24 protein-coding genes and 1 tRNA gene are annotated in these 24,935 nt (G+C 48.4%); 9 read left to right on the top strand and 16 right to left on the bottom strand.

The features are described from left to right. The 3 genes from JM642_RS00315 (at window position 1) to JM642_RS00305 (ending at window position 2,280) form a co-directional block, all read left to right on the top strand. On the top strand, window positions 1–735 hold the full coding sequence (locus tag JM642_RS00315) for an ATP-binding cassette domain-containing protein (RefSeq protein ID WP_023265913.1): 735 nt from the start codon (window positions 1–3) through the stop codon (window positions 733–735). 88 nt (window positions 736–823) lie between these two features. Then, window positions 824–1,963: an ABC transporter permease gene (locus tag JM642_RS00310; protein ID WP_037427971.1), complete on the top strand. Its 1,140-nt coding sequence runs from the start codon at window positions 824–826 to the stop codon at window positions 1,961–1,963. Between the two features lie 56 nt (window positions 1,964–2,019). Further along, window positions 2,020–2,280, top strand: a complete 261-nt coding sequence (locus JM642_RS00305) for a phage-shock protein (RefSeq protein ID WP_037416192.1) — start codon at window positions 2,020–2,022, stop codon at window positions 2,278–2,280. A gap of 169 nt (window positions 2,281–2,449) precedes the next feature. Here the strand turns inward: JM642_RS00305 and mog are convergent, their stop codons facing one another. The 4 genes from mog to JM642_RS00285 form a co-directional block, all read right to left on the bottom strand. Further along, window positions 2,450–2,983, bottom strand: a complete 534-nt coding sequence (gene mog / locus JM642_RS00300; RefSeq protein WP_047540360.1) for a molybdopterin adenylyltransferase — start codon at window positions 2,981–2,983, stop codon at window positions 2,450–2,452. A gap of 206 nt (window positions 2,984–3,189) precedes the next feature. Next, the gene (locus tag JM642_RS00295; RefSeq protein WP_144376205.1) at window positions 3,190–4,149 is read right to left on the bottom strand and encodes a carbohydrate kinase; all 960 of its coding nucleotides are present in this window, start codon (window positions 4,147–4,149) and stop codon (window positions 3,190–3,192) included. 92 nt (window positions 4,150–4,241) lie between these two features. Continuing rightward, window positions 4,242–6,638 (bottom strand): TonB-dependent receptor, encoded by a 2,397-nt coding sequence (locus tag JM642_RS00290; RefSeq protein ID WP_203432481.1) that lies wholly within the window; start codon window positions 6,636–6,638, stop codon window positions 4,242–4,244. A 258-nt stretch (window positions 6,639–6,896) separates the two neighbouring features. Next, window positions 6,897–8,117 carry an MFS transporter gene (locus tag JM642_RS00285; protein WP_203432480.1) on the bottom strand — a complete coding sequence of 407 codons (1,221 nt, stop codon included), beginning with the start codon at window positions 8,115–8,117 and terminating at the stop codon, window positions 6,897–6,899. 257 nt (window positions 8,118–8,374) lie between these two features. Here JM642_RS00285 and gtfA point away from each other — a divergent pair, with 257 nt between their 5' ends. After that, entirely contained in the window at window positions 8,375–9,859 is a 1,485-nt protein-coding gene (gene gtfA, locus JM642_RS00280) for a sucrose phosphorylase (RefSeq protein ID WP_203432479.1), read from the top strand. A 60-nt stretch (window positions 9,860–9,919) separates the two neighbouring features. Here the strand turns inward: gtfA and JM642_RS00275 are convergent, their stop codons facing one another. From JM642_RS00275 to JM642_RS00260, 4 genes are all read right to left on the bottom strand, one after another. Continuing rightward, window positions 9,920–10,948 carry a LacI family DNA-binding transcriptional regulator gene (locus JM642_RS00275; protein WP_203432478.1) on the bottom strand — a complete coding sequence of 343 codons (1,029 nt, stop codon included), beginning with the start codon at window positions 10,946–10,948 and terminating at the stop codon, window positions 9,920–9,922. Window positions 10,949–11,036: 88 nt separating this feature from the next. Next, window positions 11,037–12,485, bottom strand: a complete 1,449-nt coding sequence (locus JM642_RS00270; protein WP_203432477.1) for an MFS transporter — start codon at window positions 12,483–12,485, stop codon at window positions 11,037–11,039. Window positions 12,486–12,509: 24 nt separating this feature from the next. Continuing rightward, entirely contained in the window at window positions 12,510–12,974 is a 465-nt protein-coding gene (locus JM642_RS00265; RefSeq protein WP_037427995.1) for an NlpC/P60 family protein, read from the bottom strand. Between the two features lie 115 nt (window positions 12,975–13,089). Next, window positions 13,090–13,827 carry a sulfite exporter TauE/SafE family protein gene (locus JM642_RS00260; RefSeq protein WP_203432476.1) on the bottom strand — a complete coding sequence of 246 codons (738 nt, stop codon included), beginning with the start codon at window positions 13,825–13,827 and terminating at the stop codon, window positions 13,090–13,092. A gap of 134 nt (window positions 13,828–13,961) precedes the next feature. On the opposite strand from JM642_RS00260, the gene JM642_RS00255 reads away from it, so the two are divergent. Then, window positions 13,962–14,897 carry a pirin family protein gene (locus JM642_RS00255; protein WP_239000469.1) on the top strand — a complete coding sequence of 312 codons (936 nt, stop codon included), beginning with the start codon at window positions 13,962–13,964 and terminating at the stop codon, window positions 14,895–14,897. Here JM642_RS00255 and JM642_RS00250 read toward each other — a convergent pair. The 5 genes from JM642_RS00250 to JM642_RS00230 all read right to left on the bottom strand — a co-directional run bounded on the left by JM642_RS00250 (window position 14,877) and on the right by JM642_RS00230 (window position 18,856). Further along, a complete protein-coding gene (locus JM642_RS00250; RefSeq protein ID WP_203432475.1) occupies window positions 14,877–15,197 on the bottom strand; it encodes a hypothetical protein in 321 nt (106 codons plus the stop codon). The genes JM642_RS00255 and JM642_RS00250 overlap by 21 nt on opposite strands. Window positions 15,198–15,218: 21 nt before the next feature. Then, a complete protein-coding gene (locus JM642_RS00245) occupies window positions 15,219–16,403 on the bottom strand; it encodes an NAD(P)/FAD-dependent oxidoreductase (RefSeq protein WP_011715342.1) in 1,185 nt (394 codons plus the stop codon). Between the two features lie 255 nt (window positions 16,404–16,658). Next, entirely contained in the window at window positions 16,659–17,675 is a 1,017-nt protein-coding gene (gene gpsA, locus JM642_RS00240) for an NAD(P)H-dependent glycerol-3-phosphate dehydrogenase (protein ID WP_037431152.1), read from the bottom strand. 4 nt (window positions 17,676–17,679) lie between these two features. Beyond that, complete coding sequence (gene secB, locus JM642_RS00235; RefSeq protein WP_011620882.1) at window positions 17,680–18,165, bottom strand: protein-export chaperone SecB; 486 nt, start codon at window positions 18,163–18,165, stop codon at window positions 17,680–17,682. A 256-nt stretch (window positions 18,166–18,421) separates the two neighbouring features. Next, a complete protein-coding gene (locus JM642_RS00230; protein ID WP_037414466.1) occupies window positions 18,422–18,856 on the bottom strand; it encodes a rhodanese-like domain-containing protein in 435 nt (144 codons plus the stop codon). 265 nt (window positions 18,857–19,121) lie between these two features. Between JM642_RS00230 and gpmM the strand changes: the two genes are divergently transcribed. The 4 genes from gpmM to JM642_RS00210 are packed head-to-tail and all read left to right on the top strand — an operon-like array spanning window position 19,122 to window position 23,832. Further along, complete coding sequence (gene gpmM / locus JM642_RS00225) at window positions 19,122–20,666, top strand: 2,3-bisphosphoglycerate-independent phosphoglycerate mutase (protein ID WP_203432474.1); 1,545 nt, start codon at window positions 19,122–19,124, stop codon at window positions 20,664–20,666. A 10-nt stretch (window positions 20,667–20,676) separates the two neighbouring features. After that, the gene (locus JM642_RS00220; protein ID WP_037414470.1) at window positions 20,677–21,810 is read left to right on the top strand and encodes a peptidoglycan DD-metalloendopeptidase family protein; all 1,134 of its coding nucleotides are present in this window, start codon (window positions 20,677–20,679) and stop codon (window positions 21,808–21,810) included. 48 nt (window positions 21,811–21,858) lie between these two features. After that, window positions 21,859–23,064: a S41 family peptidase gene (locus JM642_RS00215; protein ID WP_203432473.1), complete on the top strand. Its 1,206-nt coding sequence runs from the start codon at window positions 21,859–21,861 to the stop codon at window positions 23,062–23,064. Between the two features lie 12 nt (window positions 23,065–23,076). After that, window positions 23,077–23,832, top strand: coding sequence for a divergent polysaccharide deacetylase family protein (locus tag JM642_RS00210; protein WP_203432472.1), 756 nt, complete (start codon window positions 23,077–23,079; stop codon window positions 23,830–23,832). Here JM642_RS00210 and JM642_RS00205 read toward each other — a convergent pair. The 3 genes from JM642_RS00205 to JM642_RS00195 all read right to left on the bottom strand — a co-directional run bounded on the left by JM642_RS00205 (window position 23,807) and on the right by JM642_RS00195 (window position 24,910). Then, window positions 23,807–24,262, bottom strand: coding sequence for an Rrf2 family transcriptional regulator (locus JM642_RS00205; RefSeq protein WP_169548488.1), 456 nt, complete (start codon window positions 24,260–24,262; stop codon window positions 23,807–23,809). The genes JM642_RS00210 and JM642_RS00205 overlap by 26 nt on opposite strands. Window positions 24,263–24,283: 21 nt before the next feature. Continuing rightward, window positions 24,284–24,538: a YkgJ family cysteine cluster protein gene (locus tag JM642_RS00200; protein ID WP_011624688.1), complete on the bottom strand. Its 255-nt coding sequence runs from the start codon at window positions 24,536–24,538 to the stop codon at window positions 24,284–24,286. A 295-nt stretch (window positions 24,539–24,833) separates the two neighbouring features. Beyond that, window positions 24,834–24,910, bottom strand: a tRNA-Asp gene (locus JM642_RS00195). Window positions 24,911–24,935 lie beyond the last annotated feature (25 nt).

Genomic DNA, 24,935 nt, shown 5'->3' with positions numbered 1-24,935 from the left:
ATGATCAAAGTATCCCATCTTTCTAAGCGCATCGGCGAAGTGCAGGCCTTAAACGATTTGAGCTTCGTGGCCGAAAACGGCCAGATCACCGGCCTACTCGGCCCCAATGGCGCGGGTAAAACCACCTGTTTACGCACAATTTTCGGTCTGTTAAAACCCGATACTGGCACGGCTGAAATTGAAGGTATCGACGTTGCCATCGACCCGATTGGTGCCAAGCAGCAGTTAGGCTTATTTCCAGACCCATTTGGCCTGTATGAGCGCCTCACACCAAGGGAATATATCCGCTATTTTGCCGAACTCAGCGGTTTATCCGCAAGCGATGCCAAGGCGGCCACCGACAATGTCATCGCCAAACTGCGCCTCGAAGATATCAGCGATCGCCGCTGTAAAGGCTTCTCCCAAGGGCAACGAATGAAAACCGCCCTCGCCCAGGCCATAGTCCACAGCCCGAGCAATATTATCCTCGACGAGCCGACCCGTGGACTCGATGTGATGAGCACTCGCTTGCTGCGGGATATTCTTATCGACCTTAAGAATCAAGGGCATTGCGTGCTGTTTTCCAGCCATGTGATGCAGGAAGTCGCGGCGCTGTGCGACCAAGTGATCGTGATGGCGCAGGGCCGAGTAGTCGCCATCGGCAGCCCAGAGCAACTCTGCGCGCAAACGGGTAAGGCCTCACTCGAAGATGCCTTTATCCAGCTGATCGGTACCGATGAGGGCATTGCCGCATGATGACTCACAGCATTAGCGCTCACACAAATTGCGATAACACCTGCTTCGACCTAATGGCGAACAGACAAACTTGGGATAAGGAATAATCATGAACAAAATCATCGCAATGGTTCGCAAGGAACTGATAGACGCCGCCCGCGATAAACGCTCTGTGATGGCGGGACTCTACTACGCCATCGGTACGCCGCTGATCATGTGCGGCCTGTTTATGGTGCTTATCGGCCAGCTGACCAGCCCGGACGATCTTAAAATCAGCATCACTAACCCCGACAAAGCGCCGGATTTAGTGCGTTTTTTATCTAACAAGGGCATTACCCAAGGCGAAGCTGGCGCGAAGGATTTGAAAGCCATCGAGCTGATTATCAGCCCCGACTATGCCAAGCAGATGAACCAAGGCAAAGGCGCAGAAATCACTATCGTTGCCGATAACTCAGAGGAAAAACTGCAAAACTCGATTCGCCGCTTAGAGAAACAGTTGCAGGCCTACAGCGCCGAAATGGGCAGCCTGCGCTTAATCGCCCGCGGTATCGACCCTCGCGTGGTGCAGCCACTGAAAGTGAATGTGCACGACCAAGCCACCACCGACTCTAAGGGCGGGATGATCTTAGGCATCGCCATTTTCACTATGATTTACTCAGTGTTTATCTCGGGGATGAACTTGGCCATCGACACCAGCGCCGGTGAGCGTGAACGTAACTCTTTGGCATTGTTACTCAGCCATCCGCTAACCACGCGCCAATTAGTGCTCTCTAAAATCATTGCTGTCGGCCTGTTTGCCCTGCTCGGCTTAGTGTTGATTTTACTGGTGTCTAAAGTCGCCTATACCTTCGTGCCTTGGCAGGAGCTCGGCTTTAGCGTCAGCATTACCAGCGAATTTATGGCGCTGATGCTGCTAGTCGGTATCCCAGTAGCCCTGATGGCTGCCTGTTTGCAATTGTTTGTGTCCTTTATGGCCAAAACCTTTAAGGAAGCCCAGTCCTATCTAACCATGGTGTTGTTTGTGCCCTTGGCACTGTCGATGGCCGCCAGCTACAACATCGCGCCAGACGTCCTGCAGTGGTTGCCCGTTTCGGGTCAACAACAGGCACTGATGGACTTTATTAAAGGTAAAGATATGAACATGCTGCAATTGCTGGTATCGACCTTGGGCACACTCGCCATTGCGGTAATACTGGCATTCGGCATGGAAAAATCGTTAAAGAGCGAAAAAGTGATCTTCGGTTTATAGCACTATCACCCCACAGAGGGCGCGCCGCGCCCTAACATTGAGTTAAGGAGCCAATCATGGAAAAAGAATTTATTATCATGGTCATTATGGTGACCTTTATTATCGGTGTAAGCGCTACAGAGATGTTTAAGCATTACCTAAAAATGCGCCAACTGGGTGGCGGAAACGATCGACAGCTTGAGGATAAACTCACCCAGCTGAGTCTACAAAATCAGGTACTGATTGAACGAGTACAAGTGCTGGAGCGCATAGTGACAGATGCAGAGGACAACGCCGCTAAAACCACACTGGCACAGCAAATTGAGGCATTAAAATAGTCATTAATGCACCGCAGTTAAACTCGTATTACAGAGTATTAAAGCTGTGTCTATAGGCGCTAAGTCAAGCTGCGTAGTTGCGACTTAGCGCGACCACAACAGTCCATAACGAATGCCAATAAAAAACCCAAGCTAGGCTTGGGTTTATGTCATCTTGCTGTGCGGCGCGTTATTTTGCCTTAGGTCTAAAAGGCTTTATCACGGCCTCGTTACACTCGAGGTACGGCCCTTCCATCAGGTCGATACAGTAAGGAATCGCTGGGAATACCGCATCTAAACATTCGCGGATTGATTTAGGCTTGCCCGGCAGGTTCACAATTAATGAATCCCCCCGTAAGCCCGCGGTTTGGCGCGAGAGAATCGCCGTAGGCACAAACTTTAATGACTCAGCGCGCATCAACTCGCCAAAGCCCGGCATCATACGATCGCACACGGCCTCGGTCGCCTCGGGCGTCACATCGCGTTTTGCTGGGCCAGTACCGCCCGTGGTCACAATTAAGCAGCAATCCAGCTCATCGGCCATCTTGATCAGGGTCGCTTCAATCACATCCTGCTCGTCGGGGATCACTTGATAAATCGGCTCCCACTCGCTGGTGAGGTAATCATTGAGGGTGTCGATAATCGCCTTGCCCGAGATATCCTCATAAATCCCCGCGCTGGCACGATCGCTCACCGTTACAATCCCGATTTTTGCTTTGCTCATAGGAAATCCCCAATCATGTTGAAATAAAACCATATCGACCGAAAGCAGAGGAGAAACCTATGCTCCTTCGACTATAAGCCGCAGCTAAAATAGCACAAATGCTCGGCCAATGGGGCAAGTAAAACGTGATGAAGTTCGCGCAATATGCTCGAAAAAAGCTAAGACAAGCCATAGCTCACCTTAGCTTAATAGTTTGGACTAAAGGGTTAACTCACCTGCGACAATGTGGGTAAAGCAGGGAAAGCGCCCTTCTGACAACAGGTTACAGCACCGCAACGCACCGCAAACTCAACCGCCTTGCGCAACTGTGCCTGACATGCAAGTCGATGTTTTAAGGTTAAATGCTCGAGATCAAACTCCAACTCAGAACCCAGTGCAAACAAAAATCCCGCCATAAAGCTGTCGCCCGCCGCCGTGGTATCAACGGCTTTAATTTGGGGGACTGGCACGCTAAATCGCTCATCTACTGTGATGCACTGCACTGGATTGGCGCCGTCAGTAATCAAAATCACTTCAACACCTTGCGCCAAACAAAACTGCAAATAATCTTCGAAACTCTTATTCCGCGTTAAGGCTAAATAGTCGGCTTCTTCACGGCTCATTTTCAGCACTTGTGTGTATCGAAAACACTGCTCAACCCGCTCTGCAAGCAATGCGGTATCGGGCCAGAGTGATAAGCGCAAGTTAACATCAAAACTCACTATCTTATTGAATGAATTAGCGCAACGGGCACCATAGATGCTCGCGTTAAAAATGCTCGCTTCGGTAAAGGTGTTGGAACAGAGATGAAAAACATCCATCTGTGGCCATGGAATGGCATCGAAATGGCGCTGACTATAGCAAAGATCGGCAGTCCCTTGGCGGTTAAACTCGAAGGTTCGTTCACCATTCTCATCCAAATTTACCACCACTGTCGCCGTATGCGCTCCTGGTACTTCGGCCAAATAATCCGTAGCAACGCCTTCGTTTTCGAGGGCTTGTTTTAACATTGCCCCATAATCATCGCTGCTAATGCCGCCAGCAAAATAACTCTTACCGCCCAGTTTGGCATAACCTACAGCCACGTTTGCAGGCGCGCCGCCCGCAATGGCTTGATGGGATTTGTCGCCAGCCTCTGTGGGTAATAAATCCACTAACACCTCTCCAAAACTGAGTAATACCGTCATATGGATCCCTTTATATTTCTATTAGTTAAGCAAAAAGCCCATGCTGGATGGGCCTTTTAAATTGTCGGTTTTAAACCTCAAACCCGCCGGAGTTAAAACTCGTATTTCAAGGTTGCACTCGTGGTTCTGCCATTAATGGTGCGAGCGCGGATAATATTGTTATCAGGAATCGAACCTTCCTCAGCCTCTGTGATACCCGTGGCGTCAAACAGGTTGTTGACGTTTAAGGAGACACTTAAGGCCTGAGTTAAGTTGTAGGTTGCAAAGGCATTGACCTGATTGTAACCATCAAACTTGAGGTCATTATTATCTTGTGCATAGGAGTCAGTAGTGCCAATCAGGTTGATGCCCACTGAACCTTGGTCAAAGTTATAACGGCCCATCAGTGAGTAGATAAGGTCGGCCTGTCTTCTTGGAGTATTACCCACAACATCTGGTGTTAAAGCGTCCTTAGCAATCTCAGCATCGGTCCAAGTGACATTGCCCCTAAAATCGAAGTCACCGATAAAATAGGCCGATTCAATTTCAATCCCTTTGGCTTTGTACTTACGGTCGAAGAAACGCTGACTCGTCGCCTCAAAGTTTTGCTCTTCGGTCTCGGAGTAGAAAGCGGTCGCGAACACCGATAAATCATCGTAACGGTACTTAACGCCTAACTCATATTGATCCACATTATCGACCGCATCTTCTTTTGCCACTGAACCATCGGCACGAACCTTACCAAATAACAGGCGATCCGCATTAGCACGGCCGCCATGACTCAAGCGACCAAAAGCAGCTAAATCGCTGTCAAACTGATAGTTTGCACCGAGCGAATAGGAGGTATAGCTCCAGTCATAATTCACGGGTTGCGGATTAGCATTATCGATAGAAGAGACACTTTGCTCAGGAATAGAGATTACGCCATCCAAGTTCATATCGACTTGCGATTGCACATTGCCAGCGTAGTAACCACTGGCATCGCCGCTGTCGTAACGCACACTGGCATCCAGCGACAAATCCCCAAAGCTTGACGCGACCGCAAGATAAGGCGCCTTAATGTTGTATTCGGTATCGTAATTACGTTGGCAACAATTACCCCAATAAGGCACACCATAGCCGTAGAGCCCAGCATCGGAATAGGCGGTACCATCGGCGGCCACAACATCAAGCAATGCGGCGTTATCCCCTTTGACCTCCATCAAATAGGAGTTCCACATCCAAGTCATATTGATATTTTGGGTGGCATTGTAATAACCCAAAGTAACGCTGGTATCGTCAAAGGTTTTCGTTAATTTTAAGTCGTTTACGATTGAACCAAAGTCATTCATCTTAACGTCAAAGGTATGGATCCGCATGGCGAGTCCATCCATTGGATTACCCGCATCAGGGCCATTGGCATAAATCAACTTGGCGCCAGTGCCCGCAATACTGGCCGCAATGTCGGCGCCATTAGCCACTTCGGCTGGGAATGGCGCCATAAAATTGCCGCTCACATCCGAGAAACGGAAGCGGTTTTCGACCTGCCAGTCATTGCCTAAATCAAAGGAAGCTTCTAATCCCACTGAGTTAACCTCAGGATTCATCCCATCGCGCATATCACCGCGACGACGCTCACCATCGGCACCTAAACTCAGGGTTGAGAGAAAATAAGCTGACTGGATGGCATCGGATTTCGCATTAAAACCAGGAACAGAGCTACCGTCCGAATACATTGGCATGGGTAAGTAGCCAATACTTTTATCATCTAAATGTTTGAAATAAAGACGAACATAGCCACTATCGAACTCTTTGGTTATGTTAGCTTTTACCTGACCACCTTTGTTGGCGTCATAACCTGCTTGGCGAGGGCCTTCACCAGTACGCACAAAACCACCCACATGGAAACGCAGGCTGTCATTGATGCTCGAGCCATATTCAAAGTCAGTACGGAAGGTATCGTAGTCCAAGCCAAAGGTGGTAGACACGCTGCCAGCATCCGAGCTCCCAGTTTTACTGATCACGTTAATAATGCCGCCGGGAGCGTTACTCGCCGCAGTGGATGCCGACCCACCACGAATAGATTCAATGGTTTGTACTGTAGAGTCTAAACGTAAAAAGATATCCGCATTACCAAAGGCAATATCGCCAAACTGTAGAATTGGTAAACCATCTTCTTGAATTTGAAGAAACTTAGCACCACCCGATGCCACAGGTAAGCCACGGACCGCAATGTTAGCATTACCTTCGCCGCCCGTTGATTCCACCTTCATACCCGGAATGATCCGGAACGCTTCGGCGGATGAACGTGGAGTACTAACCTCCAACTCCGCGAGTGATACGCTGCTGACTGACACGCTCGAGTCCATGACGCGAGTACCACGGGCCACGCCCGTAACAGTAATGCGCTCAAGGCCTAACGCATCTTTCTTGGTTTCTTCCTGCGCGGGTGCATCGGCAGCCCAAAGCTGAGAACTCACCAAGACGGCGATTGTGCTTAACAAGAATTGTTGTGATGTGCGATTTATCATTTTTATGTCCCCACCCATATTTGAGAAGCCGCCCCTCTCCCCACGGCGACTTCTACTGAAATTGTTATTAATCGATTAGCCTGTTATTTCACTTTACTAAAAAACATCTTAATCGATTAAGTTAACAAGTTAGCAACTAAATAACAAAAAGCAAGTGCATTTTTTGTACAAACCAACAAACTTAAAGTGGGAACAACAGACAATTAATTGATTCATTAGAGAAATGTGACATAAAAATTTTTTCTGTCACATTTCAATTTAAGCGGTTTCACGGCTTAACAGCGGTTGGGAAGGATCTTTAATCAGATTAACCCCCGCTAGTAGACACAACAAAACGGCAAACCCAGTTGCGAGGTAAAAGCCATACTTCACATGGCCGAAAATATCCCCAACTAACCCCATACAAAGGGGAGCCAGCGCCGCAGAAACCGCGGTAAAAAACAGGATAACCCCAGCCACAGAACCGTGCTGCGCCACGGGGAAACAACTGATCCCCTTGGAGTTTAAGGTGGGATATATCATTGACATAAACAGCCCAGAGAGGGGCAAGAGAATAACGGCGGCCTCAACACCATAGAGCATAGAACCGAGATAGCAAAGGCTGATCGCCAAGCTAAACCAGAACATAACCTGTTGCCACGAAAAGTGATTTAATATCCATCCGCCCAAAAACCGCCCACCCGCTCGCAGGGTAAAAAAGAGGGTTAAGGCATAGGCCGCCAGTGCAGTGTAATCCCCCTGATACTCTTGCAGCAGGCTAGGCATCCATACATAAATAGCCACTTCGGTGGCCACATACAAACCAATCGCAAGGGAAAACCCTAATGCATAAGGGTTTTTCATCATACTGAAGGTGTTCGCCAGATTAATTGTTTCCGTCGAGGATTGCTTAACCTGCGGATAATCGGCCCTAAACGCCAACCAACAGAGCAGCAGACAAAATACACCCGCCCCAAAATACAAATACTTCCATGACACACCACTGATAAGCAGATAGCTGACGATGGCTGGCCCCACCATCGCGCCAACCCCAAAGAATCCTTCGACCGTGTTCATGGTGCTGGAATGTTGTTTTGGTGACCGAGAGATATCACCGATCAGGGCTAAAGCCCCAGTTTTAAATACCCCAATTGCCAAGCCCACCAAGGCCAATAGCATCAGGAAATAATAAAACGACTCCCCAAGCGCAAATAAAAAACAGGCAATAGCGAACAACAACAACCCTAATAAAATGGTTAGTTTACGCCCTATTTTATCCGCCAAAAAACCCAGAAACAGGCCACTTATTGCGATAAAAATCATCGGCATATAATGGAAGGCACTCGCCTGAGACAAAGAGAGGCCAAATTCAGATATCAGCTGCGGGATAATCACACCCACGGCATCGGAGGTCATAGCAAACATAAAAAACATTAAATACGTCAGAACTCTAATACGAGTGTGATGGCGATTTTCTACAGAATTTGAATCACTTACCATACTGTTTCACCTTATCGTTATCGCGCCTAACTCCCTTTGAAGCTGGCTAAGCCCCAAACAGCTTTAGGCATTATTTATGTACAGCAGTGAGCTAATCCCCCCAAAACCTAAGACTAACTCAAAAATAAAACAAACCACTTGAATAATGTTTCACATTGGTTAAATATACAACTTAATCGATTAAGTTTGTTTGCGCAATTTATAAATACACGCGGGCAAACTTTACTCTGGGAAGGCTACTCAAACGTGGGCAAAGTATGAAAAATCAAGTGCAATTGATCACCTATGTCGATCGGATAACCGGTGCCGGACTCAAAGAACTCAAAGCCTTACTCAATAACGAGTTGCAGGGGTTATTTGGGGGCGTTCACTTATTGCCCTTTTACTATCCTATCGATGGCAGCGATGCGGGTTTTGATCCCATAGACCATGTGCAAGTGGATTCACGCTTAGGTGATTGGGACGATGTCAAAAGCATAGGTGAAGAGTTCGACATCATGGCCGACTTGATCGTTAACCATATGTCCGCGGAGTCTCCCGAGTTTAAAGATGTGCTCAAGCATGGCAAACAATCCGCTTACTGGGATTTATTCCTAACCAAGGACAAGGTATTCCCCGAGGGATTAAGCGAGCAGGATCAAAATGCAATCTACCGCCCCCGCCCAGGGAGCTGCTTTAGCACTTACACCTTAGCGGATGGTTCAACGGAAGAGTTTTGGACCACCTTTACCCGCAACCAGATCGATATCGACGTTAATTCCGCAGCAGGTAAGGATTACTTAAACCGCGTATTGGCGCGATTTAACCACAGCAAAGTCAATTTAATCCGCTTAGATGCCGCAGGTTATGCAATCAAAAAGCCCGGCACTAGCTGCTTTATGATTGAGGAGTCCTTCGAGTTCGTGGATAAATTAGCAAAGCAAGCCAATCAGTTAGGCATGACAACCCTAGCCGAAATCCACTCACATCATATGACGCAAATCGATATCGCCAAACGGGTCGATATGGTTTACGACTTTGCATTACCGCCGCTGATTTTACACACGCTCTTCAGCCAAGATTGTCGCGCCCTGAGCCACTGGCTTGAAATGGCGCCTCGCAACTGCATTACCGTACTAGATACCCACGATGGTATTGGCATTATCGATGTCGGCCCAATGGATGGCTTGCGCGGATTATTAGACGAAAAACAAATCGATAATCTAGTTGAAACCATACACAGCAACAGTCAAGGCGAGAGTTTGCAAGCCACAGGGGCGGCCGCCAGCAATGTCGATTTGTATCAAATCAACTGCACCTACTACGATGCCCTAGGGCAAAATGACCTAGATTACTTGATGGCGCGAGCAATTCAGTTTTTCGCACCGGGTATTCCGCAGGTCTACTACACAGGCCTGCTTGCCATACCAAACGACATGACGTTGCTGAATCAAACCCACGTTGGCCGAGACATTAATCGCCCCTATTTAAACCGAGAAAAGGTACAACAAGCCCTGCAAAAGCCTGTCGTTAACGCTTTAATTAAATTGATAAAACTGCGTAATAGTAGCGCAGCATTCAATGGCGGCTTTTCGATGGCTGCCAGTGGAAAATCACTAACACTCACATGGTCTGCACAAAATGCATCGGCCAGTCTTAGTCTCGACTTTGCCCATAAACAAGGGCTGATCACCCTGCTTGATGAGCAAGGCATCGAAACCCAAATTGCCTTGACCGACCTGCTTACCCCTGCGCAGGGGTAAATACCAAACATAAAACAAAAGGCGCTTTAACAGCGCCTTTTGCATTTAAAAATCAAAACATTAGCAGCTTTTACCTAACCGTAATTCATACCCTAATACCTGAGCATGCACGGCATCGTCGATAAACATCTGCGCCGCCATTTGGCCTTTTTGCTCTGAGTATTGATAAACCGTGGTCAGCGGTGGAGTTGAGCGAGTTGCCTCATCAATACCATCAAATCCCACAACACGAATATCCTCTGGAATTGCTAATCCCATGGCCTGCGCCTCCCCCAGCACACTGAGAGCAATTAAGTCGCTCATACATAAAAATACATTGGGTCTTGGGATCGAACTCAGTGCCTCCTTAGCCGCTATCCGTGCATATTCCGCATTACTTTCTGGAATATTCCAAATCCGATCATTACCAAGGGTGACACCCGTTTCCTCAATCGCCTGTAAGTATCCCTGCAACCTCTGGTGTGCAATCGACATATCGATTTCGAGCAAATTCAAATCGTAAACTCGGCAGGTTAAATGGGTATCGAGCAACCTTAACCCTAATACAGCCACCTGATCGGTGGGAGATTTTAACGCTAATTTGGCCACCTCATAGGCGGCTAACTTATTGTCGATGCTGACAGAAGCGTTGCGGTGGATATCAAAATCCACAGTAACCACCTTCTTCTTAACTTGTTTTAGTTGCTCGGCAAGCAAGGCATTGCGGGGGCGACCATAACAAATAAACCCATCCACAAAATCTGCCACCGCATTCACACTGTCAGAGCTGCCCGAAAACAGCAATAAGTTGAGTTTTTCCCGCTCCAATACCGAAGCCACACCCTTCATAAACTTACTGGCGACAGGATCGGACACCATATATTCAACACTATCGGACAATACCAGCGCGACGGTATCAAATTTGCCTCGGCGTAAGGATTGCGCCGCCTTGTTTGGGCCAAAGTAACCCAATTTAGAACAGGCGGCCAAAATTTCGTTGCGGCGTTTTTCCGATAGTTGATCGGGACGATTAAAAGCATTAGAAACAGTGGCGTTAGAGACACCTAGCTCGTTAGCTATGCTCTTTAAGGTCCAGTTTTTAGTTGTCATACAGAATTCCTGGCAAAGAATGGGGTCACAGCGGAAGCTAACCTATCGCAAATACTACACAGCTTAAATCCGTCGTGCACCAACAAATCTACTCATGATCCCTAAGCGCTGTGGCGGGCGAGAGATACCCTACAATCGCAGAGCTGAGCGCCACTAAGGCCGCCGCGATAAAACCCCATTGGAAGGCGTGATGCACAACCTCAATGGGTAGCTTTTTTATCGCCGCAATCCCCACCTGCGCCCCTTCGAGCGGTAACAAGCTATATAGCAACAGGCTGAATAAGGCCGTACCAATTGCCGCGCCCATGGAGCGACACAAGGACACCATAGCGGTAATTTGGCTTAAACGCGCCTTGCCCGACACACTCTGCACAACTAACTGCACGCTGGGCATCACGGTTCCTAACCCTATGCCCACCAGCACACCTAATCCGCCAATAAGATCCGCATTAGGCGGGACTAAACCGATAGAGAGTAAACCGATAGAAGCCAGCCCCATCCCGAAGGTCGGCAACCATTTAGGTGCTACATCTCGGCTCAACAACCGGCCCGCAATAGTAGAACCTGTCACTATACCAAAGGTCATTGGAATCAGCAGCAAGCCCGTTTTGGCCGGATTGGTTTGCAGACCAACCTGTAAGTAAATGGGTAAAAAGAAGATCATCGCAAACAGACAGGCGGCAAACAGCGCAGCGGTTAATAGCGGCATATAAATGGCTTTGTTGGCGAGTAAATCCAGCGGCAAAAAAGGACTCTCACGCTGACGCTCCCACCACAACAGCAAGACGGCGCCCACAAAGATAAATCCCATAAAGCCTAAGCTTGTGGCCGATAGCCAAGCAAAGTCTTGCCCTGCCACAGACAACCAATACAGCAGCGCCGTAATGATAGAAGGAAATAACAGCACGCCAAGCAAATCAAACCGACCCAGTCGTACAGGTTTAATACTCTGTTTATGCAAGCGATTAAGTCGCCAAACCGCCAGCATAGCCAAGGGAATATTCGCCCAAAATAACCAGTGCCAAGAATAGGCATGCACCACAAAACCACCAATCACTGGGCCGCCAACACTGGCGAGGGTAAACATAGCGGCAAAATAGCCCTGAAAACGCGCCCGTTGCCGTATCGGCACCAATTCCCCCACAAGGGATTGGGACAGACTCATTAGCCCGCCACCGCCGAGGCCTTGGAGAATCCTTCCGGCAATCATATGGTCCATCGTCCCAGCGCTGGCGGAGACAATTGAGCCTAACGCGAACACCGCCAAGGCAATCATCAAGATTTTGGCGCGGCCAAAGTTATCCCCCAGCCAGCCATAAATAGGCACACTGGCCGCCATTGCCAACATATAGCCGATAGTGATCCACGAGGCTTGCCTGAGGCCGCCAAGATCTTCCACTATGGCAGGGGTTGCGGTGGCGAGTAGGGTTTGATCGACCGCCGCCAAAAACATGGGTAAGAACACGGCGGAGAAAATCGCCAGAAAAACCGAAGTGGGTAGAGGCTCATGTTGGGACGAAGCAGACGCTGGGGTCATAGAGTCTCTACCTGTGATTAAGGCTTAAATTCGCCTTGCATTCCAATACTTTGATGCCCAATAGCTATTAAGTAGGCTCGAAATTTTTACCCCTTGGCTCGTCGAGACATGGAGGAAATTATTCCCGCCCACATAAATGCCGACATGGTGCGTGCTCCAGCCAGTTTTAAAGAACACTAAGTCCCCCTTACGCAGTTGATCCCGCGCCACGGGTTTACCAAGTGCTTGCTGCTCCTCCACTGTACGCGGCAGAGTCATACCCAACATTTTTTGGTAAGCGACCGACACAAAGGCCGAGCAATCGATGCCTTTCTTGGTCGCGCCCCCCAAACGATAAGGTACGCCGCGCCATTCGGAATGCAATTCGGCGATATTGCTATCGTTCCAAACGGAGACGGGTTCAACTTGCTTAACCACAGGCTTAGGTTCTGGCGCGCTCGCACAGGCACCAAGACCTAAGGCTAAGATAACTATCAGTAATCGTTTCATTAGCGTAAAACTCATCGCGGGCAATTCTTGCGTAATATCGGGTGCTATCAAAGCGATAACTAACATACCGTGAAAAAATCGATGGTAACAGCCTAAGCTAATCTCAAGCTTAAAACTATAACGCCGTCCACAATAAGCGAATACCCACCAGCACCATTAAAATCAAGATGATGCGTTTAAACAACCTATCGCTGATCTTATCTTGGATCGACAACCCCAGTTTTACCCCTAACCAAGCCAAAGGCGCAAGTAACAGAGAAATCAGAATGTTACCTTGATTAATTTGCCCGAGCAGACTGTAGGGCACTAACTTAACCAGATTCACCACCGCAAAAAACACCACTGCCGTGGCTAAAAACTCTGGTTTGGCCAAACGTAACGGCAGCAAATAGGCATTGAGTGGCGGCCCGCCTGCATGGGCCACAAAGCTGGTAAAACCTGCGGTTAAGCCGCAGAGTCGCCCCACCAAAGGTGAAGGGGTCGCTTGGGTTTTATCCCCTAAAACCAAGCCATAAAGACCAAATCCTAAGGACACACAGCCTAAAATCGCCCGTAAGTTATCTTCGTTTAATCGGTCGAACAACCAATAGGCTATGCCTATACCCACAATCGCCGCGGGTAAGAGGATCCATAATTGGCGTGGATTATGTTGGCCCCACCACGAACGAACACTTAAAAAATCCATATAAATCAGCAGTGGTAACATGATTGCCGCCGCAGTCGCCGGGCTTATGGCTAGCGCTAACAGGGGCACAGTCAAGCCACCGACGCCACCAGCAAAACCCGATTTAGAGATCCCAGTGATCAACACCGCAGGAATCGCCACTAGCCAAAAAACAGGGTCTGTTAACATCCCTTATTCCCAATATTGCGTTAAAGTCATTAAGGTCGAGCATCGAGTAACAGACCTTGAGGGCGATAACACGCCTCGCTGCACCAGCATAAATGTTAAATCTATCCGTGTCTAAATGAAGATAAGGAGTCGATATGAGTCAAATGCAAACGTCGCCGTTTTACGGCGGCCCAAGGGAATGCCCCGTCGAAGATGGACGGATCCAAATCCAGCAGATTGCCCCAAAAATCAGTGATGTGGGCGGGATACCCGTAGCGCGGGCGATTCCACAAAAACCGCGTCGACTCATAGGCCCTTGGTGTTTTCTGGATCATATTGGTCCTGTCACCAACGGCCCCTTAATGAATGTGGGCGAGCATCCCCATATCGGCCTACAGACCTTCACTTGGATGCTGGAGGGGGAAATCATGCACAGGGACAGCCTAGGTAGCGCCCAAGTGATCCGCCCTAAGCAAGTCAATCTGATGACCGCGGGCCATGGTATCGCCCACACCGAAGAGTCTGTCGAAGGTCATCGCACTATGCATGCGGTGCAGTTATGGATTGCGCTGCCACTGGAACATAAAGACACAGCCCCGAGGTTCGACCATTATCCCCAGCTGCCCACTTGGCAGGAGGCGGGCGTCGAATTTACCCTATTGATTGGCTCGTGGAAGGATAAACAAGCGCCCACACTGCACTTTTCACCGATCGTCGCGCTCGATATCTTCGCCACAGAGGCCACTCAACTAACACTCAGGCTCGATCCGCGATTTGAATATGGCCTAATGCCACTTGAGGGCCGATTCGATATCGACGACGAATCCTTTGATAACAATAACCTCGCTTACCTTGGCATGCTGCGCGAGGGTATAACGCTCGACCTTCACCAAGGCGCACGTTTACTGCTGATTGGCGGCGTTTACACTTCCATGTATTGCAGATGCCGCCGTCGAGCCTATAGGGATACTTCTTGTAAAATAAAAGGGCGGCGTGTCACAGGGGAAATAGTGACAATGTATACAACGCCAACTTCCTTGAATTGTTATGTGCAGAAAACAAACTTAAATTTACGTATTCCACCGCGCTAACTGAAAATTTCCCAATATTAATTCGATCTCATTATGCGACAGTACATTTGCATCTTCAGATTCAAGCACTTTAATATCTAAATGACATCCCATATTGGTACAAAAGAACTGTACTATTTTCAATCTAAAACTCGTGAGTTCATTTACTTCTAACTCTTTGCTTGCGCTACTTAGCAACTTGAGAGCATCAACTCTTATACGGACGTATTCTTCATCAACCCAATGTTCATCCAAGTCATCCTTAAAATTGTTATGACACGCGATTTCTAGTTCATTTAATTTTTCTAAATATTTCTTCAAACTTTATTGTTCCCAAACAGACTAAACCGCTTGTCCAGCAGCCACACCAGATGCCCAGGCCCATTGAAAATTAAACCCACCTAACCAACCGCTGACATCCATCACTTCGCCGATAAAAAACAGGCCGGGGACTTTTATGGCTTCCATGGTTTTGGAAGACAATTCATGGGTATCCACGCCGCCGAGTGTCACTTCGGCAGTGCGATAGCCTTCGGTGCCATTCATTAAGACTGTCCAGCGGTGCAGATCGTCGACTAGCTTGGCGCGCTCTGCATGAACCAGCTGATTTAAGGCTTTGTTGAGTAAAGCCTCATCGAATAGCACTTCCACCAGCCGCTTAGGTAACCACTGGCTTAAGGTATTACGCAGACTCTGTTTAGGATGTGCGGCCAGTTGTTGCTCTATGGCCTGTGCGGCATCCATATTGGGTAATAGATTGATTTCTATAGTTTCGCCCGCTTTCCAATAGTTGGAAATCTGCAAAATAGCGGGGCCAGATAAGCCTCTGTGGGTAAAGAGCAAGGCTTCGCTAAAGGCGGTGCCATCTTTGGCGGTAATACGGCTAGGTACGGCAATGCCCGATAGCGGTTCGAAGCGAATTTTATCTTCGCTGTGCCAAGTAAAAGGCACCAAACCCGCGTGAGTTGGCAACACCTTAAGCCCAAACTGCTCGGCCAATTGATAGCCGTAAGGCGTAGCGCCAAGTTTTGGCATTGATAAACCGCCGGTGGCGATCACTAAGGAGTCGCAACTTAACTCGCCATTTGAGGTGTTTAGCTCAAAGCGGCCAGCCTCGGTTTTGCTTACTGCCAGAATATCGGTGCGCAGTTTAATGCTCACACCCGCCCATTCGCATTCGGTCAGCAGCATAGTGACTATCTCTTTGGCCGAGTCATTACAGAACAGCTGGCCATGGTCGCGCTCGTGGTATTCAATGCCGTGGCGCTCAACCAGTTCGATAAACTGCTGCGACGGATAACGCGCCAATGCGGATTTAACAAAGTGCGGGTTGCCACAGATAAAGTTGGCGGGCTCGACTTTCAGGTTAGTAAAGTTACAACGGCCACCACCGCTGATCAGGATTTTACGCCCTGCCTGCTTGGCATTATCGAGTACCAGTACATCACGACCTCGGTAACCCGCTGTTGCAGCACACATTAATCCTGCGGCGCCGGCTCCGATAATAATTACATCATGATGTTTCACACTTATACTCCAGTCGATAAATTGATTTGGCTATTGCCCATCATCCCAAATAGTTCAAAGACTTGGTTACGGTATTGGTCTTTGATATTTGGGTAGATATTCCGCGTTCAGCATTCAGCCTTAATGGATACAGCCAATGCAGACTGCTGCCGGTAACATTAAGGCGTTGGCAATCGGGGATAAATACTTCCATGTATAAAAAAGGGCGCTATTTTAGCACCCTTTATTTTATTCAGCATCATCACGGCTTGCGCTTTATTGCGCTGGCGTTTCTGATTTCTTTTCTCTGCTGAGCAGTTCTTTGGCGGCATCCAAGGGCGCTTTGCCTTGGTATAACACTTGGTAGATTTGCTCGGTGATCGGCATTTCGACGCCCATGCGCTTCGCCAGGGTAAACACTTCTTTAGTATTGCGATAACCTTCAACCACTTGGCCGATTTCGGCCTGGGCGGTATCCACATCGCAGCCTTTACCTAAGGCTAAACCAAAGCGGCGGTTACGGGATTGGTTGTCGGTACAAGTCAACACTAGGTCGCCTAATCCAGCCATGCCCATAAAGGTGGCAGTGCTAGCGCCTAAAGCTTCGCCTAAGCGGGTTAACTCGACTAAACCGCGGGTGATTAACGCCGTTCTGGCATTAGCACCAAAGCCAATACCGTCGGACATCCCCGCACCAATCGCGATAACGTTCTTCACCGCGCCGCCTAATTGCAGGCCGATAAAGTCGTCGTTAGCGTAAACACGTAAGCGTTTAGGGCTGTGCAGCAATTCCACTAGCTCAGCGGTAAATTTTGGACAGGTGCCCGCAACCGAAATCGCCGTAGGTAATCCCATGGCTAATTCCTTCGCGAACGTCGGTCCTGACAATACCGCCAGCGGATATTGCTCGCCTAACACATCACGGGCCACATCTTGCAGCAAACGTCCGGTTTCAGGCTCGAGTCCTTTGGTCGCCCATACGATGCGAGCATCTTGGCGTAACAAAGGTTTCGCTTGGGCCAATACCGAGCCAAACACATGGCTAGGTACGACAATCAGCACATTATTGCTGGCCGCTAAGGCTTTGGCTAAGTCGGCTTCGATATGTAAACACTCAGGAAAGGCAATACCAGGCAAGAACGCTTGGTTGCATTTGTCCTGAGCGAGCGTCTGCATATGGGCAGGATCGTGCCCCCACAACAAGGTCTTATGACCATTGCTGGCTAAAGAGATGGCAAGGGCGGTGCCATAAGAGCCCGCCCCTAACACCGTGATATCGGCAGAGTTTTTCATGTAATTAAGCGTTAGCTTCTTCGGCTGCGGGTGCAGCTGCTGCGGCTTGACGTTGTTGCACGTATTGTGCGAACAGCGCGTCGAAGTTTACTGGTGCTAAGTTAAGTTGTGGGAAAGTACCACGACCCACTAAGCTACCTACAGCTTCACGCGCATATGGGAATAGGATGTTAGGGCAGTATGCACCTAATGAGTGAGCCAGTTGTGGCTCAGTCAGACCTGCGATTGAGAAGATACCCGCTTGTTGTACTTCACACAGGAATGCAGTTTCGCCAGCGTTTTGTGCAGTCACAGTCAAAGACAGAACCACTTCGTATACGTCATCGGCTAATTTAGCGCTGCGAGTGTCTAAATCTAACTTAACTTCTGGATTCCATTCTTTTTGGAATACAGCTGGGCTGTTAGGTGTTTCGAAAGAAACATCTTTAGTGTAAACACGTTGGATGTTGAATTGTGGGGCTTGTTGTTCGTTGTTTGCTACTTCAGCCATAATTTCCTACCTATCCTATCAATGTTATGCCAGCGCTTTTGTGGCTGGCTTTTTGTCAATTTAGCTCGGGCTTATTACGAGGCCTGTATTAGATCTCAGTACCGTCCCTACTTTCCCTTAACGGGTACTTGTGAAGTCAATCTAAACACTTAATAAAGCCCTTAGTGACTGCAGGATTAGTATGCCAAACAATGATGACGCTACTGCTGCACAATCAATTAACTATGCAGCACAGCGCATAACTGCCGCCGACAACTTATCTTTTGCTTTTTGAAACAGGCATATTCGCTGCCTGCCATTCACCCATACCACCTTTCAAGTTATACAGGTTTTCAAAACCTTGTTTACTTAAAAGCTGAGCCGCTTGAGACGAGGTCATGCCAGCATTGCATACCAGTATAATGGGACTACCTTTAAACTTTTCAAGGGCAGAAACCTGATTATTTTTGATATCCGCGAGCGTAACGTTAACTGCATCAACAATATGGCCCTTGCGGAATTCGTCATTAGAACGCACATCCACGACTTTGGCGTCTTGTCGGTTCACCATAATAGTGAGTTCTTGATGAGTAACATTTTTGATTTTTGAAAAGCTGGATTTGATCACACTGACCACAAGCATTACAAACAAACCCACCCAAGCCAGACTTAGCATAGTGTGAGCCTTAAAAAATTCGATATATTCTTGCATGGTTACAGCCCGTATAAATGGCGAAAAATTCGATAAGGGCACAGAGTATACCCATTGCCTTGGCAGATTGCAGCAGTTTAGTCACAGTTCTAGAACACAGCTCAGCCCTTGCGCCATCTCGCTTCTCTTGGCGCTCACAGAATTCGCTGAAATAGCCATTCGATGACCTTAATCTAGGTAAAGCGCTTTTTCGTACCCCGCTTACGTAGTAATATTTAACCAATTTCAGATTTCTTTAGCTTCCTTAAACTTTAAAGGTATCACCATGACGACAACTAAACGTCCAATCGCGTTGTTGATCCTCGATGGCTGGGGTTACCGTGAAAATACGCATATGAATGCGATTTACCACGCTAACACTCCAGTACTCGACCGTCTCAACGCCCAATATGCCCACGGTTTAATTTCAGGTTCAGGCTTAGATGTAGGCTTGCCCGATGGGCAGATGGGGAACTCTGAAGTAGGCCATATCAACTTAGGTTCTGGCCGAATCGTGTACCAAGAGCTGACCCGCATTAGCAAAGCCATTGCAGATCATGAGTTTGAACAAAACCCAGCCCTTTGCGATGCCGTAGATGCGGCCATCAAAGCCGGTGGTGCGGTGCACATTATGGGCCTGCTCTCTCCCGGTGGCGTACACAGCCATGAAGAGCATATCGAAGCCATGTGCCGTATGGCAGTTGCTCGCGGCGCCACTAAAGTGTACTTACACGCCTTCTTAGATGGTCGCGATACCCCACCTCGCAGCGCCAAAGGCAGCCTAAGCCACTTTGATGATCTGTTTACTACATTGGGCCATGGCCGTATCGCCTCGATTATTGGTCGTTACTTTGCTATGGACCGTGATAACCGTTGGGACCGCGTGTCACAGGCATACGATCTGATCACCCAAGGCAAGGCGAAGTTCCAATACGATAACGCCGTGACCGCGTTAGAAGCCGCTTACGAGCGTAACGAAAACGATGAGTTTGTGTCGTCGTCAGCCATTACCGATAGCGAAGGCAAGGTTGCCAGCTTGAACGATGGCGATGCGCTGATTTTCATGAACTTCCGCGCCGACCGCGCTCGTCAAATCACCCGCAGCTTTATCAATCCCGATTTCGACGGTTTTGAACGTGCTGTGATGCCAAAGGTTAACTTTGTAACGCTGACCGAATACGCAGCCGATATCAAAGCGCCTATCGCTTATCCTTCTGAAAACCTAGTAAATACCTTAGGTGAAGTGCTGCAAAATCGTGGCCGTACTCAGTTACGTATCTCCGAAACTGAAAAATACGCCCATGTCACCTTCTTCTTCAACGGCGGTAAGGAAGAGCCATTCAACGGTGAAGATCGTATCCTGATCAACTCACCTAAAGTGGCAACCTACGACTTACAACCTGAGATGAGCTCAACCGAGCTGACGGACAAATTAGTCGCGGCGATTGAATCCGCCAAATACGATGTGATTATCTGTAACTACCCGAACGGTGATATGGTGGGTCATACTGGCAACTTCGATGCGGCAGTTAAAGCCTGCGAAGCTGTCGATGCCTGTATCGGTCGCGTAGTTGACGCACTGGCAAAAGTGGGCGGCGAATGTATTATTACCGCCGACCACGGCAACGCCGAGCAGATGACCGACGAGACCACTGGCCAAGCCCATACGGCGCACACCAGTGAACTCGTACCCTTTGTGTTTGTTGGCCGTGACGCCACCATAGATGAAGGCGGTAAACTGAGCGATGTCGCCCCAACGATTCTGCACCTGATGGGTGAAACCATTCCCGCAGAGATGACGGGTAAGCCCTTAATCCACGTTAAAGAGTAGTTGTTACCTAGTGAGCACTCGACTCCCCGTTAAAGCCAGCATTATTGCTGGCTTTATGATGTTATCTTTCTCGGTCTACGCTTCTGATTTGGAGAAGCGTCAGTCCGAGTTGAAATCCATCCAAGCGCAAATCAACCAACAACAAAGCGCGCTTAAAAACACCAGTAAGCAGCGGGAAAAGTTACTCGCACTGCTACGCAGCGATGAAGAGGCGATTGCGGCGGCAGCCAAAAAGGTCAATAGCACCAAAACCAGTTTGGCGCAGATTGATAATACGCTTGCCGAACTCAAGCAACGCCAGGAAGAGTTAGAAACCCTCAAGGTGAGCCAGCAAAATACGCTTTCAAAACAACTTGCGAGCGCATACCTAGCCGGTAACCACGATTACACAAAGATGATGCTGAATCAGCAAAGTCCCGCCACTATTGAGCGGATGTTGGCCTATTACCAATATCTCAACAAAGCGCGGATGAAGTCGATTAACGAGTTAAAACAAACCATCACAGAGCTGGATGAGATTAAAGTCACCCAAACCAGCAAACAAAAACAATTAACTAAGTTGATGGCCGAGCAACAAGTGCAATCTAAGCGCTTGAACCAAGAACAAGATCAACGCCAATTAACCCTCAATGAATTACAGCGCACCTTAAATACTAAAGGTGCCGAACTCGAACAACTGCAAATTGAAGAGGCCAGCTTAAAACGGGTGGTTGAACAAGCGCTTAAGGCCATGCGTGACAATCCTTCGATGGAAGGCTTCGATAAACAAGGCGGTAAACTCAAATGGCCAACAAAGGGCCGTGTTACTGCTGGTTTTGGCAGCCCGAGATCGGGCCAAGTGGTGTGGAAAGGCACTATGCTCTCTGCGCCCGAAGGACAAAATATTCGCGCGGTTTCTGGCGGTAAAGTCATCTATGCCGATTGGCTTAAAGGCTTTGGTATGGTTATGGTGATAGACCATGGTAAAGGTTATATGAGCCTCTACGGCCATGCACAGGCCCTGTTAAAAAGCCCTGGAGACATGGTCAAAACCGGTGAAGCAATTGCTTTAGTCGGACGTTCGGGTGGACAGACAGAGCCTGGCCTATACTTTGAAATAAGGTATAAGGGGCAAGCGGTCGATCCAGCCAAGTACTGTCGTTAATCAGTACTGTTGCTAAGGTAGCCGTCCCCATCAACATCGGGGACGGCTATGAAACATCTACTCCGCAATATCGTCTGCCTTGGACTCGGCCTAAGCCTAGGCCTGTCCATTAGCCTCTCCAGCCAAGAGAATGCCAAATCATATCAGAGTGACTTCGACTACCCGCTATTGCAGGATGTATTAGAAACGGTCGAAACCTATTACGTTAAAACCGTTTCCAAAGATGAGCTGGTGCAAGCGGCCATTAAAGGGATTTTTGAGCACTTAGATCCCTATTCCAGCTTTTTAAATCACCAAGAGTTACTCGACTTAAAAGACTCCAATCGCGGCGAATACTTCGGCTTTGGTTTTGAGGTCGCCAGCGATAAAGACCATATCAGCATTATCGCGCCCTTTGCGAACTCGCCCGCCGAACAGGCAGGCATCCAAGCGGGTGACATCATTATCAAGCTAAATAACACGCCAACCACCGAAACCAATCTTGCGGATATCCTCAATCAAATCAAACAACATAGCCTCAGCAATCAGAGTATTCACCTCACACTGAAGCACCATAATGATGACGCTCAGTTCGAGGTATCACTCAAACCAAGCACTATTACGATTCAATCTGTCGCCAGCAAATTACTGGATGGTAATATCGGCTATATTAGGCTCAGCAGCTTCCAAGAAAACTCCACCGAGGATATGGTGCGCAGTTTAAGCCAGTGGCAAAACGCGCATCTTACGGGCTTGATTTTAGATTTACGCAATAATCCCGGCGGCTTGCTGGATCAGGCAATCAAAATTGCCGACCTGTTTCTAGCTAAAGGACGAATCGTCTCTACCTCAGGCCGCTTCTTCGATGCCAATTCCGACTATTACGCCTCCCCCCAAACCATGCTGACCAATGTGCCTATGTTAGTGCTGATCAATAAAGGCTCGGCCTCCGCCTCCGAAGTCCTCGCCGCAGCCCTACAAGAGAATGGTCGCGCCAAGCTGCTCGGTGAAACCAGCTTCGGCAAAGGCACAGTACAAAGCCTGATCCCCATACTGAACGACGGCAATGCCATCAAGCTCACTATCGCCCAGTACAACACACCCAAAGGGGAAAACATCCACGCTATCGGCATAGTGCCAGATATCAAAGTTGCAACCGAAACTGGCCCCAATCAAAAGAATATGGCTATAATCGACGCCATCTCAGCACGAACCGATGTCAGCCAAGACAACATAGTCATTTCCGCTATTGCTTGGATACAACATCATGACTAATAAGAAGAAATAGTGCGTCTATTTTATATATTGGCCCTTTTGGCTATCAGTATTGCGCCAAGCAATGCAGCTCAAATCGCCTTGATCATCGATGATATCGGCTATCGTCACACCGACGAAGCCGTGCTTTCACTCCCCAGCGCAGTCACCTTATCGGTGCTGCCACACACGCCGCTCAGCAATAAGCTAGCCAAAGCCGCACACGCCAAAGGCCACGAGATTATGCTGCACTTACCCATGCAGGCGCTCAATGGTAAAGCCTTAGGGCTTGGCGGTTTAACCAACAAAATGAGCGAAGCACAGATACGTAGCAGTGTACTTGCTGCTATCGCCAGCGTGCCCTTCGCTAAAGGTGCCAACAATCATATGGGGAGCCTGCTGACGCAGCTCGATGATCCTATGTTATGGGTAATGGAAACGCTAAAGCAGAAGCAGCTTTACTTTGTCGATAGCATGACAACCAAATTCACTAAGGCGGGAGATAAGGCAGATTTACTCGGCGTGCCACTGCTACGACGCCAACTCTTTCTCGATAATGACGTCAGTGCAACAGCGCTGGAAAAACAGTTTAACTTGATGATAAGCCAGGCTCACGCGCAAGGCAGTTTAGTGACCATCGCGCATCCTTACCCCGAAACCATTCACTTCTTAAAAACGAACTTAGCGCGCCTAAAGGCGGAAGGAATTGAGCTAGTACCGACATCACGCTTGTTGCCCATCGAACTAGCCCATGAGAAAGGCGCTAATCCAACTGTAAGACAGAAATAGTCATATCTGGCAGCAATGCTAGCAACTCATTTCGATTGCTTACAATGTCCTCCAAGCTGTATTGATCGAGCACGCTTAAATACGCCTCAACCGCTTTGGCTAATACGCCCTTCAACTGACAGGCGGGAGTGAAGCGGCAGTAAGGTTTGCTGCAATCAATCGGTGCCAGCGAGTTCTCTAACGCACGAATGAGTTGCCCAAGATTAATCTCGCTCGCTGGTTTCCCTAAACGAAAGCCACCCATCTTACCGCGTATGGTTTCTAGATAACCTAACTTGCCTAAGTGATGCACAATTTTCGAGACATGATTTGGTGACAAATCGAAGACCTCGGTAATCTCTGCGATCCTAAAAAGGGTTGTTCTATCGGGCTGAACCGCCAAATACATCAGCGTGCGAACACCAAAGTCGGTATAGCGTGTTAACTGCATAATTCACCTGTCAGCAATAAACTATTGAGATGTTTGAGATTCAAGGTTTGTGATCAACCAAAGCGCCTCTTCGTTAGAATCCCCACAGACATCTAAAGACGCTTCAAAATCACTACAAACCGCAGGACGATCAGGCGAGCCGAAAATCAAACACAAATTATCATCACTGAGCTGCACACAGCGCTCCCCAGCCGCCTTACCATTTGGCATTCCAGGGATCCCACTGCTAATTGAAGGTGCAATACAACAAGCACCACAGCCTAGGCGACAATTCATTTTATTACTCGTAAAAATTGGTAAACATTATACCGTTTAATTTATCTGTGGGCAGAAACACAGTTCAATACTGCCAAGTGGCGCACCCACAAATGAAAAACTGACCTGTCCAGCCGTAAAAATAAGCTGTCTATCATAACGAAAACGGCTCAATTCTTTTAATAAAAATGATGGTATCAGAATAACTTACAAGAATGAGACAGAGTACAACACCGCTGATAGTTAGTCTGAGTAGATTTATCCGGCGAATAAACGAAAAAAGCCTCATCTTTCGATGAGGCTTATTTCTTTATGTTGGCGGAGCGGACGGGACTCGAACCCGCGACCCCCGGCGTGACAGGCCGGTATTCTAACCAACTGAACTACCGCTCCTTTAACTTAACGTTTGCACATTAAG

It is taken from the genome of Shewanella sp. LZH-2 (assembly GCF_016859145.1).
GTDB lineage: Bacteria > Pseudomonadota > Gammaproteobacteria > Enterobacterales > Shewanellaceae > Shewanella > Shewanella xiamenensis.
This window is presented reverse-complemented; position numbering and strand designations above follow the sequence as displayed.